A 17,205-nucleotide genomic window follows, 5' to 3' on the forward strand; every position below is an offset into this window, starting at 1 on the left:
TTACGGGGCGGTGCGGGGCCGGGTGCCGTGGCCGCCCGGGGTCCGGCCGACGGGCGGGCCCTCGTCGCCGTCGTGGGCGCCGGGGAAGGCCCGCTCGACGAACGAGGCGATGTGCGCGTGCAGGGCGGCGGCCGCGCCGTCGGCGTCGCCGTCGAGGGCGAGCCGCAGGATCTCCCGGTGCTCGGCGGCCTCCCGCTCCCACGAGGGGTCGGCGGCCCAGGCCACGGCGGAGACCAGGGCGGCCTGGTCGCGCACCTCGTCGAGCATCCGGCCGAGCAGCGGATTGCCGCAGGGCACATAGAGCGCGCGGTGGAACTCCCGGTTCGCCAGGGACCGTTCGGCGGTGTCCGTGGCCTCGTCGGCCCGGCTCAGCGCGTCGCTCGCCGCGTCCCACGAGGCGCCGCGCCGTACCGAGCGGCGCAGGGCCTCCGGCTCCAGGAGCAGCCGTACGTCGTAGACCTCGCGCGCCATGTCCGCGTCCACCATGCGCACCGTGACGCCCTTGTACTGGCTCATCACGACGAGCCCGGTGCCGGCCAGCGTCTTCAGCGCCTCGCGCACGGGCGTCTTGGACACCCCGAACTGCGCGGCCAGCTCGGTCTCGACCAGGGCCTGACCCGGCGTCAACTGTCCGGTGAGGATGCGGTGTTTGATCCCCTCCAGCACGAACTGCGTGCGGGACGGGATCGGCGTGGGCACCGAGGTCATGCGCGGCCTCTCGAAGGTCACGGAGATCGCCCGCGAGCTACCGGTCCCGGCGTCTCACGTATCTGATCTCGCGTATCGCGTCTCATATATGACGTACGAAGTACGACGCGTTGAAGGTAGGAGGGGGCTCGGGTTTCGTCAATGCTTCCGGCGAAAGAATCCGCCGTTGCCGTCACACGATGCTGGTGTCGCCCTCACGCGCGCTCTCGGTGGGCCCGCCGAACGCCACGGCCGCGCGTCCGGTGGCTTCCTCCCTGGTCAGCGTGGGTCCCACATGGGTGACGAGCAGCCGACCGGCTCCCTTGGCGTACGTCCCGGCCTCCTCCGGCGTGAGATGCACCCGGGGTTCGCCTTCGCGATGCGCGGTGACGTCTGCCTCGCACAGGAAGAGGTCGGCGCTGCCTGCGAGGTGGGTGAGCGCGTCGCACGGACCGCTGTCCCCGGAGTACGCGAAGACCCGCCCCTGGCACTCGGCGCGCAGTCCGTACGCCTCCGTGTCGTGGACGACGGCACGCGCGGTGAGGGTGAGGTTCCAGTGCCGGGCGGTGTGCCCGTCGTACAGCGGGCGGAACTCGAACACGCTGCTCAGGAAGGAGGTGTCCGGTCGGCCGAAGAAGCCCGCGACCCGCCGCGCGCAGCCGTCGGGCGCGTAGACGGGGATCGGGGCGGGCAGGGTGCGGCCGCCGTACGCGAAGCCGTACGCGGCGGCGAGCAGATCGGCGCTGTGGTCGGCGTGCAGATGGGACAGCCAGATCGCCGTGAGCCTCGTGGGGTCCGTGTGCCGCTGCAACTCGGCGAAGGTACCGAACCCGGCGTCCACCCATATCTCCGCGCTCCCGCCCCGCAGCAGATACCCGGAGGCGGGCCGGCCCGGTCGGGGATACGGGGAGGCGGCGCCGAGGACGGTGAGGCTCAGGGGCATGTGGGGGAGCGTACGGACGCGGGCGGGGGCCCGCGCCGGATTTCGCGTGTTCTGTCTGGGGAGCGCCTATGCCTTCCAGTCCGGGTCGCGTCCGCTCAGGCCGATGGCGCGGTCCAGGAGGGGAGCGTCGTCCGGGACGGGCACGGCGGGGCCGAAAATGCTGTCCCGGCTCGGGTCGCCCACCGAGGCGGCGAGGAAGTCGTGGGAGGCGGCCAGGGCGTCCGGGTCCGGCTCGTACTCCTGTCCGGTGGCGCGGGCGAGGTCCCAGCCGTGCACGACAAGTTCGTTCACGGCGACGCCACCGGCGACGGGGCCGGGCAGCGGCACGCCGCCGGCCCGGGTGTCGCCGGTCCAGGCGGCCGGGTCGCGCCACGCCTTGGCGTGTGACACGGGGGTCCGACATCGCCCGGTGAAGTACGGCGCCCCCGTCCGCATCGGCGCGGTCGCCCCGGAGACCAGGGCGGACTGCCGGACGATCCTGCTCGACGAGGAGATGCGGCCTTGACGGACGCCGTTCCCGCCCTGCCGTGACCCGGAAACGGCTCGGCGCCCGCACATCGTTGTGGCTCACACCTGGTGACGTACACGCAGGGCGCGGCAGGCCGGCCCGGAGAGTTGGGTGCCGTCGCTCAGGCTGAAGGCGGAGTGGTGCAGCGGGCACACCAGACGGGTGCCCGCGCGGTCCACGTGGCCGTGGCGCAGCAGGCCTCCCCGGTGCGGGCAGGTGGCGTCGACGAGCACGGTGCCCGTGGGGGTGTCCGCCACGGCCACGGTGTCCTCGGCGACCTGACGTAGCCTCATGTGGATGCCTCCGTCCGTGCCTCTTCCGCACTCGCCGTGCGGGCGGCGAGTACGGCCGCCTCGGTGGCCCGGGCGACCGTGGCGCGGGTGAGCTCGACGCCGGCCCAGACCTTGGCGAGATCGGCACCGTGCTCGTGGTCCCAGGCACGCAGGGCGGCGATCATGTCGCGGCTGTGGAAGCTGTCGATGTGCAGGTGTTCGGTGTAGTACTGGCCGGCTTCGATGCCGAGGCGTTCACAGGCGGCGGCGTAGCAGCGGAAGCCGTACAGGACGCTGGACTCGAAGTAGGCATAGGCGCCCAGGAAGTAGTCGGGGGTGGGGGCTCGGGAGGCCAGCCAGTGGAAGAGGTTGACGTAGGCGAGGGTCTCCTCACAGGCGTGGGCAGCATGTTCGAAGGGGTCGGTGGACAGGCCCAGTTCGACCATGAGGCGGGCGTAGAGGCCGGCGTGTTCCCGGGCCTCGTTGCCGCAGCCGAACTCGTCGATGAGGACGCGCATGACAGCCATCCGGGCCCGGCGCGGCAGCCGGGGCAGTATGCCGAGGTGGGACTGTGACTCGACCAGCCCGTCGACGGCGAACTGCCCGGCGATGTGGGCGAACTGCGCTCGGGTGGCCTGCTCCGCGATGAAGCGTTCGCTGTCCGAGGGCGCGGCTTCCTCGGCCCGCAGCCGGTCGTCCAGCGCCGCCAGCAGTTCACGCAGGTCCGAGAAGGGCGGCGCCTCGGCCTCCAGGGCATCGGCCTCGGCGCGCGGCCAGCGGCTCTCGAGGGCGAGCAACTGGGCGTATGCGGCGAGGTCGGGAATCGTGTGGTTGTGGTGGTAGAGGAGCTGCTGGGGAGTGGCGCGGAGCCTCCGGAGGGCTGGTCGGCGAAGGGTCATGGCGCCGCCTTCGGCTGCGCCGCTGTGGTTGCCGTGCCGATGATCCCCCGGGCGACCAGTTCATGCTTGACCCAGCGATACCAGTCGTCACGCAGGATGCCGTAGGCATCGCACGCGGCGTCCACCGCGTGCTGCCGGTGGGCCACTGGTTCCCGCAGGAGGTCCGCGCACAGGGCCGGCTCCAGATTGGCGAGGGGGCCGATGAAGCCGTGGACGCCGCCGGCCTGCGAGAGCAGGTTCTCCCAGCCCTCGAAGACCGGGACACCGGGTTCCGCCGCCACCAGGTCCCTGGTGAATGCCGGGTCACCGCTGGACTCCTTGATGCCGATGACTCCGGGGAGCCGGGCCAGCTGGAGCAGGGTGTCCCGCTCGACATGGTTGCCCGACAGGGCTACCTCGTTGTAGAGGAGGACCGGCACTCCGGTCGCGAGTACCGTCCGGAAGTGCTCGACGATCCGCTTCTGGCTCACCCCTGCTCTGAACGGCGTGGTCACGGCGACCGCGTCCGCGCCCAGCCCGGCCGCCGCGCGCACCCGGCGTACCACGGCTTCGGTGTCCGGGAGCTGCACCCCGGCGATGACCGGCAGGCCGGCGGCATGGCGCACGGTGGCGGCCACCATGGCGGTCCACTGCCGTTCCGTCAGCAACCAGCCCTCGCCCGAGCTGAGGGTGGGCATGAGGGCGGTGACGTGGTCCCGTACGGAGCCTATGAGGTGGGCCACGTCGGCCACGGCGACCTCACCGGCGGCGTCGAGGGGTGTGACGAGGGGGACGATGACGCCTCCGCGGAGGCCTTCGAACGGGCGCATGCTCATCGGGAATCCAGGTCGTCGAGGTCGGCCAGGTCGATCCGCAGGGCAAGGGAAGTCGCGTACAACTTCTCCAACGCGGGAGGAAAGGACCGTTCCGGGCCGGCCGGGGGTGTGGTCACCTCTCGGCCGTGGAGGGCGGCCAACCGAGCCGAGGCCGTGTGCAGCGGACGGCCGTGACGGACTGCGGGGGCCAGCAACAGGGCGTGGGCGAGGGGAAGTCCGGCGAGGGAGGGGCTGCCCAGCGCGGCGTCCAGGTCGGTGCGCCGGTAGCCGGTGCGGGTGAGGCGCAGTTCGCTGTGCAGGTTGTCCATGAAGGGGTAGTAGGCGTCCTGGATCTCACGCGGTTGCCGCCAGACCATGTCGTCGCACAGGCCGACCTGTTCCAGGTTCATGGCCAGGGGCTGCTGTCGCTCCAGGGCCGTCACGAAGAAGTTCTTGGCGGCTGTACGGATCCGGTCTTCGCGGCTGTGCATGCCCAGGAAGAGCGCCGCGTCGATCAGCGTCTCCGGCGTGCTCATGAGCCGAGCGCCTCGTCGATCACGCGCACCGCCTCCGCGAACTGCTCAGGTGGACGGGCCAGGGCGATGCGCACGAAGCGTTCACCACGCCCGGGGTTGGCCCAGTAGAAGTAGGTGCCCGGCAGGACGTAGACCTCGGAGCGCAGCAGCCTGTCGTGCACGTCGAAGGCGGTCAGCCCGGCGGGGCGGATGCGCAGCCAGGCGACGCTGGTGTCGACCTGGGCATCGAGCAGTTCGAGCGGGGAGGCCGGGCTCAGTCCCGTACGCAGGGCGCCGCGGTTGGTGTCGATGACCTCCCGGACCGAGGCGAAAGAGTCCTCGACGGAGTCCTCGACGTAGTGGGTGAGGAAGTTGAGCACGAAGGGCGAGACGTTGAGCAGCACGGCGGTGTGCAGGTTGTAGACCTCTTCGTGGATGTCCCGGCTGGACGTCAGCAGCGCGCACTTGGCGTCCTGGACGGGCCATGTCTTGCCGGTGTCCTCGATGGCGAGATAGCTGACGCCGGACTCCTCCAGCAGCCGGTAGACGTCGGGGCGCTGGACCAGGCCGCTGTGCAGCGCGAAGGAGGCGAAGCAGAAGTCCAGTACCAGCAGCTTGCGCCGTTCGCGGCAGAAGCGCAGCACCTCGGCGAAGCCGCGCCCACCGTCGGTGAACAGCGTGAAGCCGGTGGGGTTGTTGGGGTCCACTAGATACAGTGCGTCGGTGTCGATCCTGGCGGCGAGCTCCGTGTAGACCCGGTCGGGGTCGGCCAGCGCCTCCTCCGGAAGCGGTGTGGGCGGCGTGCCCAGGTACTTCAGGAGGTCGACCAGGTTGTCGAAGCAGGGCTCGACCAAGGACACGTTCATGTCGTTGCGGCGCAGGTACATCGCGACGACCATCGTCGCCACGCTGGCGGAGTACGACAGCAGGGTCCGTTCCAGGCCGGCTGCGGACGTCTGGCCGTGCAGTCGGAAGAACGCCTCGGTGAACTGCCGTTCGAAGTGGGCCTGCTGACGTTCCTCCGACTCGTACCACAGCGTGGGGAGCCTGGAGACTATCTTCTCCTGGCTGATCGACTGGCGTTGGTGGGTGTGCGCGTCCGCCAGGTTGTAACGGGTGCGCAGCGCTTTGATCTCATGCTGCGTCAGGTCGAGCAGACTCCGTGTCGGCATATGCCAATCCTTCGAACGGTCGAACGATCCTTCATGATTCGGGTTCACCGGGTTCGCGGGTTCCTGGGCGCGGGGTTTCACGGTTTCGCGTTCTGCGCGCGGTGCACGCTCATCGCGGTTTCACGTCCTGGGTGATTTCACTGTTTCGAGGTCTCGCGGTTCCTGCGGAACAGCCCTTGGGGGCCTTTTCCCACGCGGTGGTCCGGCTGAGAATGCTAGGCGGCCGAATGGTCGCTCACCACACCACAAAGGAGGAGGTACGAATTACGGATACCCGGTCGGCGCCCCTTCTGAAGTGCCGTGGTGGAATTCTTCGGCCCGTCGTTAACCTGCCGCCATGACGGAATCAACAACCGGGGTATCCGCTGTCCCGCGGAGCCGCGGGCGGACGATCGGTGCCCTGTGCGCCGGACTCGGCACCGCGCTGGCCGGCACCTCCTTCGTGGCGACCAGTCTGCTCACCCACTATCCGTTCCTCACCGGCCAGACCATTCGCTTCGCCCTCGGTGCGCTGTGCCTTCCGGTTCTCGCCGCGCTCTCCCGCACGCCGTGGCCGAGGCCGACGCGGCGTGAGTGGCGGCTTCTGGCGCTGCTCGCCCTGACCGGGCTGGTCGGCTTCAACCTGGCCGCGCTGGCCGCCCTGCGTTCGGCCGAACCCGCCGTGCTCGGTGTGGTCGTCGGGGCGACCCCGCTGGTCGTGGCGGTGGCCGGGCCGCTACTGGGCGGACGGCCCGTCTCCTGGCGGCTCACCGGCTCGGCGGTTCTTGTCGTCGCGGGCGCTGCCCTCGTCATCGGATACGGACGGGGGAGCTGGGCAGGGGTCGGCTTCTCGCTGCTGGCGCTGCTGGGCGAGGTGTCGTTCACGCTGCTGGCCGTACCGCTCCTGCCCCGGCTCGGGGCGGTGCCGGTTGCCTCGTACGTGTGTGTGCTGGCCACCGTGGAGATGGGCATCCTCGCCGCAGCGATAGACCTGCCCACCGGAGCCCTGCGCCTGCCCCGCCCCGGCGAGTTGGCCGCGCTGCTCTACCTGGCGATGGCGGTGACGGCGGCGGCGTTCATCCTCTACTACCTCGGCCTGCGTCGGCTCGGCCCGGAGCGGACCAGTCTCTTCGCCGGGCTGATCCCGGTGACGGCGGCCTGCACGGCGCCGCTGGTGGGCAGCGGAACTCTGGGCGCCGCACAACTCGCCGGCAGCGCCCTGGTGGGCATCGGGCTCAGTGCGGGACTTTCCGCACCCGAACCGGTGGGCGCGGGTTCCGGCGCGGGAGATTCCGGCCACCGGGATCGCCCGAAAGTACCGGGTCCGGTGGCCGAGGAAAATCCCTGAGTCTCGTCCTTTCCGTGGTTCCGGAGCGGGAATCGAATTCCTAGCGTCTGGACGGCCGGTCTTCCGAATTCCAGTGAGGATGCGAATCAATGACCACAACACACGTACTGCTCAGTGCCGCGGACATCCCGGAGCGCTGGTACAACATCGTCCCCGATCTGCCGCGTCCCCTCCCGCCGGCGCTTCACCCGCGGACCCTCGAACCGCTGAGCCCGGCGGATCTTGCCGGGCTGCTGCCGCAGGGCGTCATCGAGCAGGAGTTCTCCGAGGAGCGGTGGATCGAGATCCCGGACCGGGTACGGGAGCTGTACGGAATCTGGCGTCCCTCGCCGTTGCACCGCGCCACCCGGCTGGAGAAGGCCCTCGACACCCCCGCCCATATCTGGTTCAAGTACGAGGGCGTCTCGCCGGCCGGCTCGCACAAGCCCAACACCGCCATCGCGCAGGCGTACTACGCGGCGCAGGACGGCGTGCGCAGGCTCACCAGCGAGACCGGTGCCGGGCAGTGGGGCTCCGCACTCTCCTTCGCCGGCTCGCTGTTCGGGCTCGAGGTCACCGTCTACATGGTGCGCTCCTCATATCAGCAGAAGCCCTACCGCCGAGTCCTGATGGAAACCTGGGGCGCCCGTGTCCATGCCTCTCCCAGTGAGCTGACCCCGGCCGGACGTGCCGTGGTCGCAGCCCACCCGGATTCGCCGGGCAGTATCGGCATCGCGATCAGCGAGGCCGTGCAGGACGCCCTCAGCCGTGACGACACCCGCTTCGCCCTGGGCTCCATCTCCCACAACGTGCTGCTGCACCAGTCGGTCATCGGGCTGGAGGCCAAGAAGCAGTTGGAGATAGCGGGGGAATACCCGGACGTCGTCGTCGGTTGCGTCGGCGGCGGATCCGGATACGCAGGCCTGTCCTACCCCTTCCTCCACGACACGCTCACCGGCGCCCGCACCGGCACCCGCTTCGTCGCCGTCGAACCGGAGGCCTGCCCGTCCCTGACCCGGGGCTCCTACGCGTACGACTACCCCGACACCGCCTCGCTCTCTCCGGTACTGCCCATGTACACCCTCGGGCACGGCTTCGTCCCGGCGCCGATCCACGCCGGCGGGCTGCGTCACCACGGCAGTTCGCCCACCATGTGCGCGTTGGTCGAGCAGGGGTACGTGACGGCACGGGCGGTGTCGCAGCGGGACGTCTTCGGAGCGGCTGTCCGGTTCGCGCGCACCGAGGGCTTCGTCATGGCCCCGGAGTCGGCCCACGGCGTACGCGGCGCCATCGACGAGGCACTGGCCGCGAAGGAGGCCGGAGAAGCACGGACGATCCTGGTCCATGTGTCGGGGCACGGCAACTTCGACATGGCCGCCTACGACTCCTACCTGGCCGGCACCCTCGCCGACTACGAGCCCGAGCAGGCTGACATCGACCGCGCGCTGGCCGACCTGCCGCAGGCCAAGCTGCCTCGATAGACACAGGGGCAGCGGGACCGGTCGGGCCGGCTCCTGACGTGATGCGTTCCGGTGTTCTCGATGCGGGCACCCGGCCGGAGCCCGACCGGCCGGGTCGTCGAGCGGACATGAGGAGACTGCGGGCAACTCGGCGAAGTACCGCCAGTTCAGGGGGCCAGGCCCGCCTCGACCGCGCGCAGGGCCGCCTCCACCCGGTTGCGCAGGCCGAGTTTGGCCAGCACGTTCTGCACATGGCTCTTGACGGTGCTCTCGGACAGCGACAACCGCTCGGAGATCTCCGCGTTCGTGCATCCCCGGCCGAGGAGTCGCAAGACGTCCCTCTCACGCGGTGTGAGGCTGCGTACGTCGAACTGTCCGCCGCCCACCGAGGCGGTGGACCCCGCACGGGCGGCGGGAGGCGCAGACCGGCCGGACGGCGCGGGAAACAGCGCGTATCCGGCCACCAGCATGCGCAATGCGGCGACCAGGTCCTCAACGGCGGCGCTGCTCAGGAGAGTTCCGTCGGCGTCCATGGTCAGTGGATCGATACATGTGCTGAACCGCTCGGCACTGACCAGCGCCAGCAACTTGACCTCCCGGTCGGCTCCCCGGGCTCCGCGGCCACCTCGGTCACAGACCTGCCGGACGACGGTGACCGCCTCGGTGGGATCTTCCTTGCTGCTGTGGACGACCATGACGTGCGGATCGGTCTGGGCCAGCAGGGCCAGCGCCTCACTGTGGTCGGCGGCCGCACCGACCACCTCGATGCCTGCCTGATGGAGCACCGCGCGCAGACCGTTGCGCGTGATCGGCGACTCATCGAGGATCAGGACGCGGATGCCGCCAGTGGTGCCTTCCAACGGTGGTCTCCGAAGTCGCAGGGGTCGCAGGGTCGTTGGCCTGGCCTTGGATGCGGGCCCGATGCCGATTCTCGGGATGCCTCGTCTGCCTCGTCCGCGGTGGACGTCGTGGGCATCGGGCCGGGATCCGGGTTCATGGACTGGGTCATGTCCTCCCCCTTCCACTCACCGACCGAACATTCGGTTCATGTTCGGTGGCGCCAAGTAATTCAGGACGACCATTTGCCTGTCAAGAGGGTGACGGCCTGCCCCGAGAAACCACCGAGTGCCCCACTTCTCTCCCTCCGCGCCGACAGCCGGAGCGACCCGCTTTCTCCCTCGGCCGCGTGCGAACCTGCGTATCCGGATACGTGATTCCACGGAAGACCCGAAAGGCAGCGCATGGCAGGCTTTCGCACGCAGACCGTGCTAGGTGGCTGCTCGTTGCCGGCCAACGGCTGTCCCGTAATCCGCGGCGCCCGCCGGGGATGGAGGCGAGGCGTACCTCTGCGGCCCGCCGGGCTTCGTCGAGACTTTTCACACGGCGCTGCCTGCCGACCGCCCGGCATCCCCGCGAACGCCGTATGTTCTTTGGGGGATCGAAGGGTTGAGCTGCCGACCCGGGACGGCTGCCCCGGTGTCAGGGAACCCTGCCCGTGTGAAGGCGGCAGGGGTCCCAGGTGATCAATCGTCGTCTGCTCCATCGGATTCTGCGGCCGCGGCCGCGCTCTCGGCGCGGTCCAGGACGCGGGTGAGATCCGTGAGGTCGGTGGCAGTCGGATCCGGTGCGACCGTGACGGTGACGGCGATCCCGGACGGCTGTCGGCCGCCACCGCCCGCGTCGCGGTCCGTACCGCACGCGACGGTGACCGCGGCACAGAGCACCACCTCCGCGACCAGGACGGCACCGCGGCCCGGGAGGGTCACGGGGTGGCCCCGTCGGCGGTGGGGTTCGGCCCGCACCAGTCGGAGACCTTCGCCAGGTCCTTGCTCCGCTGCTCGAGCGTGGGAACGAGAGACTTGCGGTAGGCGAGTCGGCCCTTGAGGTAGGTCTCGATCGCGCCGTGCCCCGCCGCCTTGGCATTGTCGACCCGCTGCTGGAGCCGCGCGATGGAACCACGTACGCTCACCGGGCCGTTCAGACGGCTCAAAGACCTGTCGATGCGCTTGTCGATGCGCACGGCGCGCTTGCACAGCGCCCGCTGCCTCGCGCAGGCCGACGGAGCCCGACCGGCCCACCACAAGGCCGGCACCCACGCAAGAGCCCCCGAGCACGTCCACAGAACTCGACCGACTGACCGGACGGGAGAGGGAGATAGCCGATCTCGTCGCGGAAGGGCTGAGCAACCAGGCCATCGCGGCGAAGCTGTTCCTCAGCGGTCGCACGGTCGAGAGCCATCTGTCGTCCGTCTACCGCAAGACCAAGTTGCCCTCCCGGGCAGCACTGGCGGGCCTCGTGACGCGCGCCGCCCTCGAACGGCGGACCGGACCGACCGCGGAGCCAGTGCCCTTCGGAGCGAGACGCTCTCCCCGTTGACTCTGCCGGGGATCTCGGGGTTTCCCGGTGCGCCAGGGTGATCGGCGGGCATGCTCGGTGCTGCGTCGAAGATCGATGCAATCGTCGAGGTGCCTGTCGGTGCTCCGCCCCCGTCCCGGTGAGCAAGTCCCGTCTCTGCCCGTACCACCGCGGGAGCCGGTGACATCGACCCGTTGGGGATGTCGCCCCGGGTCAAGGGGCCGCGCGCCAGATCCGCGCGGTCCCGTCGCCGCTGACGGTGGTGATGTTGCGGCCGTCCGGGGAGTAGGCGACATCGTGAACGGGGCTTCTGTGCCCCTTGAGGATCTGGAGAGCGGTACCGGTCTTGACATCCCAGACCTGCGGAGTCCTGGCCCATGACTCGTTCGCGGGGCTGTGCCTGACCACCAGGGTGTGGCTGTCCGGGGCCCAGGCGACCTGATCCACCTGCTCGATATTGCCGACAGCTATCAGGAGACCATGCAGGCCACGTAGGGTACGGAGCTTTTCACCGCTCTCCGGATCGACCAGCCAGACGTCGTCGCCGTTGCGCACCGCCAGCAAGCTCCCGTCCGGGGCGTAGACCGGCTTGCTTCCCTCATACAGGCCTGACGACCACCGGACAGCGCCTGTCGCCACGTTCCAGGCCCGAACCCTGTCACCGTCGGCGACCACGGTTCGTCCGTCCGGCGCGAAGCCGACCGTCCAGCTGAAATGCCCTCCGGACGGGTCGAGCGGGTGTACCTGGGCACCGGTGGCGACGTCCCAGATGCCGCCGTGCCGTTCGGCCACGGCGGCGATGGTCCTGCCGTCCGGCGCGAACGCCGCAGCCCTGGCTGGCACGTCGATCTGGTGGCGGAGCGTGCCGGTGGCCACGTCCCAGAGCCGCAGATGGTCACCGGTGGCCGCGATGGTGCGACCGTCGGACGAATACATCAGTTTGCTGCCGCGCAGCGGCATCAGCCCCTCGGGATCGGTGACCGGGGCCTTGATCACGGCGCGTGTGGCACCGGTCTGCGTATCCCAGATCTGGATCGTCTGCCCGTCGTGCAGCTCCGTCGCCACCGCGTCGCCGTCCGGTGCGAAAACCACCTCGCGGTTGGAGTACCGCGCACGGGTGTTGACGGCGAAGGGAAGGACGTGTCGGCGCGTGCCCTCGTGGACATCCCATAGTTCCACTGTGCCGCTGTCACTCCAGGAAGCCAGGGTGCGCCCATCGGGGGAGTACGCCACCGAACCCCTCAACGGCAGCGTCCGCAGCGTCACGCCGTCGGACGACGCGGTGGGGTCGTACAGGCCCAGGACACGGCGCGCCTGCGTGTACACGAGGGGCGCGATACCGGCGAGCAGCCCGACCACCAGCAGAACAACCACGATCACTGGCCCACCTCTGCGCTTGTGCTGCCGTCCTGTACCGGGAGCGGAGACGGGTCCCCGCGGATCACCGGACCCGCGGTTGCCCGCTTGCGGAAGGGCCGGAGGAGGTGTGGGCTCAGGTCGCTCACGGTTGGATCCTCCGATTCGGGTGCGTCGTAGGGCGCTGACCGGACATGGACCGGGACCGCCGACGCCGCGTATGGCGAGGCTAACCACGCACCCCGATGCCGGCATCAGTAGAGCTACTCAGCTGCGACGTGCAGTTGTCGTCGGCGATGACGTAGCCAACAGTGAACCGGGCGTGGCGAAAGGCGCGGTGGTCGCGGTTTCCGTCGGGCCGGTGGTGGTGTCATGGGCGGTTCGCGCGCCGCACCGAGCCGGTGGCGTCGGCCGACAGCAGTCGGCACACCGACCGCGCCGCGGCCCTGCTGGGCGAGCAGTGCCGGGTGGAGCAGGCCCGCGTCGGCCGGGTCGCGGGGACATGCGCGAAGGGCCCTTCGCGGTGGCGGCTTCACTGGTGGCCGTCGTGGGATGCGGCGCAGAAGACGACGGGGCGTGATCATCGACTACGGGCCGGCGACGACGCCGTACAGCGGTCCGCTCCACATCGAGACCGACGAGGTGGACGAGGACACCCCGGAGGCGATGCTGCTTGCCTCACACGCTGCGGGCCGGGCTCTGGAATGCGGCGGGGATATCTCCCGAGGCCGTTCGCCCGACGGCTGGGGGGAGAGACGGCGGCAAGACACCGGAGGACGGGCTGAGCCTCTGCTTCCGTATGTTCCAGCCGGTGGCATCCCCTCACAGTTCCGCGTGGAACGCGAGGAGAGCGAGCGCGTTCTGTACACGCACCGTGTCGACGGTCGGACGGAGACGGCCGTCGTGGTCGCCAAGGACCAGGAAAGCAGGCCCGTCCCTCCAGGGGCGCGAGGAACTGCGCGAGAAACCACGACGGACCCGCACCCGCCAACGCACCCCCGGCTCCGAGCTACTGGGCGCCCGGCACCGCCGTCAGCCCCTCCCTCACCGCCGTCAGGTCCTGGTCCGACGCCAGGCCCGCGTGGTAGAGCCGGATCTCCGTCGCCCCCAGTTCGGCCGCCCGCCGGGCATCCGCGCCCAGGGTTCCGGGGCTGCCGCCCATCCCGGACACGACGCCGAAGTTGGCGGCCAGCACCGCCCCCTGCGCGCCCGCTTCCCCGCGCGCCTCCGCGAACGCGGGAAGCAGTCCCGGTCCGCCCGCGCACGGCACGACGACCCCGTCGGCCACGCCCAGGACGTGCGCGGGGTCGACGCCGGCGTTGGCCCCGCAGTGGTAGGTCACGGGGTCCGCGTGGAGCAGCACCTGAAAGCCCTCGGGGGCGGCGGCCCGTACCGCCGTGACGGCGGCCTCCTGGAGGGAGCGGGCTACGGCGTCGCGCCACACCCGGGTCCCCGCAGCCCACTGCGCGCCGAGGAGTTTCTCGACCGCCGGCCAGCCCTCGTCGACCGGCTCGCCCCGCCACAGCGGTTCCAGCGCGTCCCGTACGGCCGCGGCCAGCGCGTCCGGGTCCAGTCCGGCGTCGGCGTACCCGTCCCGGCAGGTGGGGCAGAAGCAGAGCGCCATCAGGTACTGTCCGGCGTCCCCGAGGGGTACCCCGCCCGTCTTGTCGTGGGCGTGCAGGTGCTGGAAGCCGTACCAGCCGAGGGACTCCAGTTCGGTGCCGCGCGCGCCCGGCCGTACCGCGGCCTCCGCGGCCAGGTCGACGAGGTACTCGCGGGTCTGAGGCTGGGCGATGCACGGCGCCCACGGGTAGCGGTCGCCGTACGCGTTGAGCACGGAGGTCGACGGGTGTTCCGCGCCGAGCCGGGAGTTGTGGGCGAGGACCACCCAGGTGTGCACCTCCAGACCGGCTGCCTCCAGCGCCCCGGCGGCCTCTGCGAACGCGTCGCCGGGCGCCCACTCCCCCGCCGGGTACGGTCGCAGGGTCCGCCCCCGCCAGCGGTCGTCCGGCGGGTACAGCACGGCCGCGTGCTCGGCGGTGACGACGCGCCGCCGGGGGTGGCGCGGGGTGAGCGCGCGGGTGGAGTGGTAGGCGGAGGCGAGCGTCACCTGCCGCACCCCGAGGTCCGCGATGCGCTCCGCGGCGGCCGGATCCCCGTTGACGTCCCACGGGTAGACGAACGTAGACGCCTTCACTTGCCCTCCTGGCACTCCTCCAGCAGCGCGTATCCGCGCTCGATCAACTGGCCCAGCTGTTTGACGTGTTCCTCCGCCGGCTCGTGCAGCGGCGGCCGTACCTCTCCCACGTCCAGCCCCCGTAGCCGTACCCCGGCCTTCACCAGTGACACGGCATAGCCGCGTCCTTTGGCCCGCAGGTCGACGAAGGGGCGGTAGAAACCGTCCAGGAGCCGTCGCACGGTCGGGTCGTCGCCCGTGTCGAGCGCCCGGTGGAACGCCTGGGCGATCTCCGGGGCGAAGCAGAAGACGGCCGACGAGTACAGGGTGACGCCGACGCCGCGGTAGGCGGGCTGGGTCAGTTCGGCGGTCGGCAGTCCGTTGAAGTAGAGGAAGTCGCCCGGTGCCTCGCCGCGCACCGTGCTCACGATGCGCTGCATCAGGTCGAGGTCGCCGACGCCGTCCTTGAGGCCGACGACGCCCTCGGTGCGGGCCAGTTCGACGACCGTCCGGGGGGTGAGGACGGCGTTGTCGCGCTGGTAGACGATCACGGGCAGGGGGGTCGCGGCGGCCAGCCGGCGGTAGTGCCGCAGGAGTCCTTCCTGGGCGGCGACGACGAGGTAGGGCGGCAGGGCGAGCAGTCCGTCGGCACCGGCGTCGGCGGCGAGCCGCGCGTAGCGCTCGGCGAGCGCGGTGCCGTAGCCGGTGCCGGCGACCACGGGCACCCGGCCGGCGGTCTCGGTCACCGCCGCCCGGACGCACTCCTGGAACTCCTCGGGGGTGAGCGCGTGGAACTCGCCGGTCCCGCAGCAGGCGAAGACGGCGGCGGCCCCGGCCTCGACACCCCGGCGCACATGCGCGCGACAGGCGTCGAGGTCGATCCGGCCGTCCGGGCCGTAGGCGGTGACGGGGAAGAACAGCGGCCCGGTGGGGACCCGGAGCCGAGCGGCGAGCGAGGCTGACGTCACGGGCTCTCCCAAGTCCATGTCACTGATCAGTGTCTACATTTCTGAACGATGTCACGCTAGGGCGCCCCCGCCGGGCCGGTCAAGGTCGCCAACCCGCGCCGCACCAGCCGATTCACCCGTCCGCCACACTCCGACGGCACACTTGACGCACCGGACCCACACTCCCTAGCGTGTCCACGAATGTGAATGCTGGACGCCCATATGCACGATGGCGAGGCAAGGAGATCCGAGGATGCCCGCTCCCCGCACCGTTCTGCTCACCGGCGCCGCCGGTGGTCTCGGCACCCTGATGCGGGAGCTCCTCCCGGCGTACGGCTACGAGCTGCGCCTGCTCGATCTGCTCCCCGTCGAGGGCGAGCCGGACGCGATCGCCGCCGACCTCGCCGACAAGGAGGCCCTGCGGGAGGCCGTACGGGGCGTCGACGCGATCATCCATCTCGCGGGCATCTCCCTGGAAGCCCCCTTCGAGAAGATCCTCCGGGCCAACATCGAGGGCACCTACCACCTGTACGAGGCCGCCCGCCAGGAGGGCGTCCCGCGCATCGTCTTCGCCTCCTCCAACCACGCCGTCGGCTTCACCCCCCGCCCGCGGGGCGACGCGCCCCTCGACCCGGACGCGCTGATCCCCATCGACACCCCGCGCCGCCCCGACACCTTCTACGGTCTGTCCAAGTCCTTCGGCGAGGACCTCGCCCAGTTCTACTGGGACAAGTACGGCCTGGAGACGGTGTCCGTGCGCATCGGCTCCTGCTTCCCCGAGCCGACCAGCGTGCGCATGCTCTCGCTGTGGATGAGCCCGGCCGACGGCGCCCGCCTCTTCCACGCGGCCCTGACCGCCGAGGACGTCGGCCACACCGTGGTCTACGGCTCCTCCGCCAACACCCGCCTGTGGTGGGACCTGACCACCGCCCGCGCGCTGGGCTACGAACCGCGGGACGACTCCGAGCCGTACGCCGAGAAGCTCATCGCCGAGCAGGGCGAACTGGACCCCGACAACGAGGCGCACGCCTGCCTGGGCGGCCACTTCGTGAACAAGCCGCCGATCTGGCCGCACTGACCGGGCGACGGCCGGCTTTCCGGCCGTCGGCGCGTCCACGGGGGCCGGGAGCGCCCGTCGTACGGAAACGAGGGCCGTGCGGCGGACGAGAGCGGCGGGCGGGCACCGAACGGGCCCGCCCGCTGCCGTATTCGGGCACGCCCGCTGCCCGATCTCCCCTCCGCCCCAGGTCCCCGGCGGGCGGCCGCCGCCGAAACGGGCAGGGGCGGGCATCATCGGGCGCGCAACAAGCCTGGTCAGCGCCACGCACCCGCTGTAGAACTGGCACCGAGGCCCCGAACGGGCCCGAACGGGCAGTGCGACGGCGAGGGAGAGCGGGTGTCGGCCATGAGCGCGCAGGAGAGGCAGCGCGAGATCGTCAGGGCCGCCCGCCGCGCGGGCTCCGTCGACGTCGCCGCACTCGCCGCCGACCTGGGCGTGGCGAAGGAGACCGTACGACGGGACCTGCGCGCCCTGGAGGAGCACGGGCTCGTCCGGCGCACACACGGCGGCGCGTATCCCGTGGAGAGCGCCGGGTTCGAGACGACGCTCGCCTTCCGCGCCACCAGCCACGTCCCCGAGAAGCGCCGGATCGCCGCCGCGGCGGCCGAGTTGCTCGGGGACGCCGAGACGGTCTTCGTCGACGAGGGCTTCACCCCGCAGCTCATCGCCGAGGCCCTCCCCCGCGACCGGCCGCTGACCGTGGTCACCGCCTCCCTCGCCACGGCGGGCGCGCTCGCCGAGGCGAGGGAGGCGGT

General features: G+C 70.9%; 18 protein-coding genes and 1 pseudogene. 5 read left to right on the forward strand and 14 right to left on the reverse strand.

Annotated features, from left to right (window positions below):
* From AOK15_RS30265 to AOK15_RS30300, 8 genes and pseudogenes are all read right to left on the reverse strand, one after another.
* Entirely contained in the window at positions 1-708 is a 708-nt protein-coding gene (locus AOK15_RS30265; RefSeq protein ID WP_055521541.1) for a GntR family transcriptional regulator, read from the reverse strand.
* A 172-nt stretch (positions 709-880) separates the two neighbouring features.
* Positions 881-1,630: an MBL fold metallo-hydrolase gene (locus AOK15_RS30270; RefSeq protein WP_055521526.1), complete on the reverse strand. Its 750-nt coding sequence runs from the start codon at positions 1,628-1,630 to the stop codon at positions 881-883.
* Between the two features lie 66 nt (positions 1,631-1,696).
* A pseudogene (locus tag AOK15_RS44350) lies at positions 1,697-2,011 on the reverse strand (TIGR03086 family metal-binding protein); the annotation flags it as partial.
* Positions 2,012-2,197: 186 nt separating this feature from the next.
* A complete protein-coding gene (locus AOK15_RS30280; protein ID WP_055521527.1) occupies positions 2,198-2,431 on the reverse strand; it encodes a Rieske (2Fe-2S) protein in 234 nt (77 codons plus the stop codon).
* Positions 2,428-3,309 (reverse strand): iron-containing redox enzyme family protein, encoded by an 882-nt coding sequence (locus AOK15_RS30285; protein ID WP_055521528.1) that lies wholly within the window; start codon positions 3,307-3,309, stop codon positions 2,428-2,430. The genes AOK15_RS30280 and AOK15_RS30285 overlap by 4 nt, the downstream gene beginning before the upstream one ends.
* Positions 3,306-4,124 carry a dihydrodipicolinate synthase family protein gene (locus AOK15_RS30290; RefSeq protein WP_240508669.1) on the reverse strand — a complete coding sequence of 273 codons (819 nt, stop codon included), beginning with the start codon at positions 4,122-4,124 and terminating at the stop codon, positions 3,306-3,308. Before AOK15_RS30290 ends, AOK15_RS30285 begins: the two co-directional genes overlap by 4 nt.
* Positions 4,121-4,639 carry a DUF6190 family protein gene (locus AOK15_RS30295; protein ID WP_055521530.1) on the reverse strand — a complete coding sequence of 173 codons (519 nt, stop codon included), beginning with the start codon at positions 4,637-4,639 and terminating at the stop codon, positions 4,121-4,123. Before AOK15_RS30295 ends, AOK15_RS30290 begins: the two co-directional genes overlap by 4 nt.
* Positions 4,636-5,790 carry an aminotransferase class I/II-fold pyridoxal phosphate-dependent enzyme gene (locus AOK15_RS30300; protein ID WP_055521531.1) on the reverse strand — a complete coding sequence of 385 codons (1,155 nt, stop codon included), beginning with the start codon at positions 5,788-5,790 and terminating at the stop codon, positions 4,636-4,638. The genes AOK15_RS30295 and AOK15_RS30300 overlap by 4 nt, the downstream gene beginning before the upstream one ends.
* 337 nt (positions 5,791-6,127) lie before the next feature.
* Between AOK15_RS30300 and AOK15_RS30305 the strand changes: the two genes are divergently transcribed.
* Both AOK15_RS30305 and AOK15_RS30310 read left to right on the forward strand, forming a co-directional pair.
* Positions 6,128-7,117, forward strand: a complete 990-nt coding sequence (locus AOK15_RS30305) for a DMT family transporter (protein WP_055521532.1) — start codon at positions 6,128-6,130, stop codon at positions 7,115-7,117.
* A gap of 89 nt (positions 7,118-7,206) precedes the next feature.
* Complete coding sequence (locus AOK15_RS30310) at positions 7,207-8,577, forward strand: TrpB-like pyridoxal phosphate-dependent enzyme (RefSeq protein ID WP_055521533.1); 1,371 nt, start codon at positions 7,207-7,209, stop codon at positions 8,575-8,577.
* Positions 8,578-8,723: 146 nt separating this feature from the next.
* Here AOK15_RS30310 and AOK15_RS30315 read toward each other — a convergent pair whose 3' ends face one another.
* The 3 genes from AOK15_RS30315 to AOK15_RS47505 all read right to left on the reverse strand — a co-directional run bounded on the left by AOK15_RS30315 (position 8,724) and on the right by AOK15_RS47505 (position 10,525).
* Entirely contained in the window at positions 8,724-9,416 is a 693-nt protein-coding gene (locus AOK15_RS30315; RefSeq protein ID WP_055521534.1) for a response regulator transcription factor, read from the reverse strand.
* Between the two features lie 663 nt (positions 9,417-10,079).
* Positions 10,080-10,322, reverse strand: coding sequence for a hypothetical protein (locus AOK15_RS30320; protein ID WP_157870415.1), 243 nt, complete (start codon positions 10,320-10,322; stop codon positions 10,080-10,082).
* Positions 10,319-10,525, reverse strand: a complete 207-nt coding sequence (locus AOK15_RS47505; RefSeq protein WP_240508670.1) for a hypothetical protein — start codon at positions 10,523-10,525, stop codon at positions 10,319-10,321. The genes AOK15_RS30320 and AOK15_RS47505 overlap by 4 nt, the downstream gene beginning before the upstream one ends.
* 164 nt (positions 10,526-10,689) lie before the next feature.
* Here AOK15_RS47505 and AOK15_RS42855 point away from each other — a divergent pair, with 164 nt between their 5' ends.
* On the forward strand, positions 10,690-10,932 hold the full coding sequence (locus AOK15_RS42855) for a response regulator transcription factor (protein WP_079058797.1): 243 nt from the start codon (positions 10,690-10,692) through the stop codon (positions 10,930-10,932).
* Between the two features lie 192 nt (positions 10,933-11,124).
* On the opposite strand, the gene AOK15_RS30330 is transcribed toward AOK15_RS42855, so the two are convergent.
* From AOK15_RS30330 to AOK15_RS30340, 3 genes are all read right to left on the reverse strand, one after another.
* On the reverse strand, positions 11,125-12,285 hold the full coding sequence (locus AOK15_RS30330; RefSeq protein WP_167738875.1) for a WD40 repeat domain-containing protein: 1,161 nt from the start codon (positions 12,283-12,285) through the stop codon (positions 11,125-11,127).
* Between the two features lie 991 nt (positions 12,286-13,276).
* Complete coding sequence (locus AOK15_RS30335) at positions 13,277-14,464, reverse strand: hypothetical protein (RefSeq protein ID WP_055521538.1); 1,188 nt, start codon at positions 14,462-14,464, stop codon at positions 13,277-13,279.
* Positions 14,461-15,411 carry a 5-dehydro-4-deoxyglucarate dehydratase gene (locus tag AOK15_RS30340; protein WP_055521539.1) on the reverse strand — a complete coding sequence of 317 codons (951 nt, stop codon included), beginning with the start codon at positions 15,409-15,411 and terminating at the stop codon, positions 14,461-14,463. Before AOK15_RS30340 ends, AOK15_RS30335 begins: the two co-directional genes overlap by 4 nt.
* Before the next feature lie 232 nt (positions 15,412-15,643).
* Here AOK15_RS30340 and AOK15_RS30345 point away from each other — a divergent pair, with 232 nt between their 5' ends.
* Both AOK15_RS30345 and AOK15_RS30350 read left to right on the forward strand, forming a co-directional pair.
* Positions 15,644-16,468, forward strand: a complete 825-nt coding sequence (locus tag AOK15_RS30345) for an NAD-dependent epimerase/dehydratase family protein (protein WP_055521540.1) — start codon at positions 15,644-15,646, stop codon at positions 16,466-16,468.
* A 327-nt stretch (positions 16,469-16,795) separates the two neighbouring features.
* Positions 16,796-17,205 (forward strand): DeoR/GlpR family DNA-binding transcription regulator (locus AOK15_RS30350; protein WP_420876992.1); only part of this gene is annotated, 410 nt, incomplete at its 3' end.

It is taken from the genome of Streptomyces ossamyceticus, from assembly GCF_001418475.1.
Taxonomy (GTDB): domain Bacteria; phylum Actinomycetota; class Actinomycetes; order Streptomycetales; family Streptomycetaceae; genus Streptomyces; species Streptomyces ossamyceticus.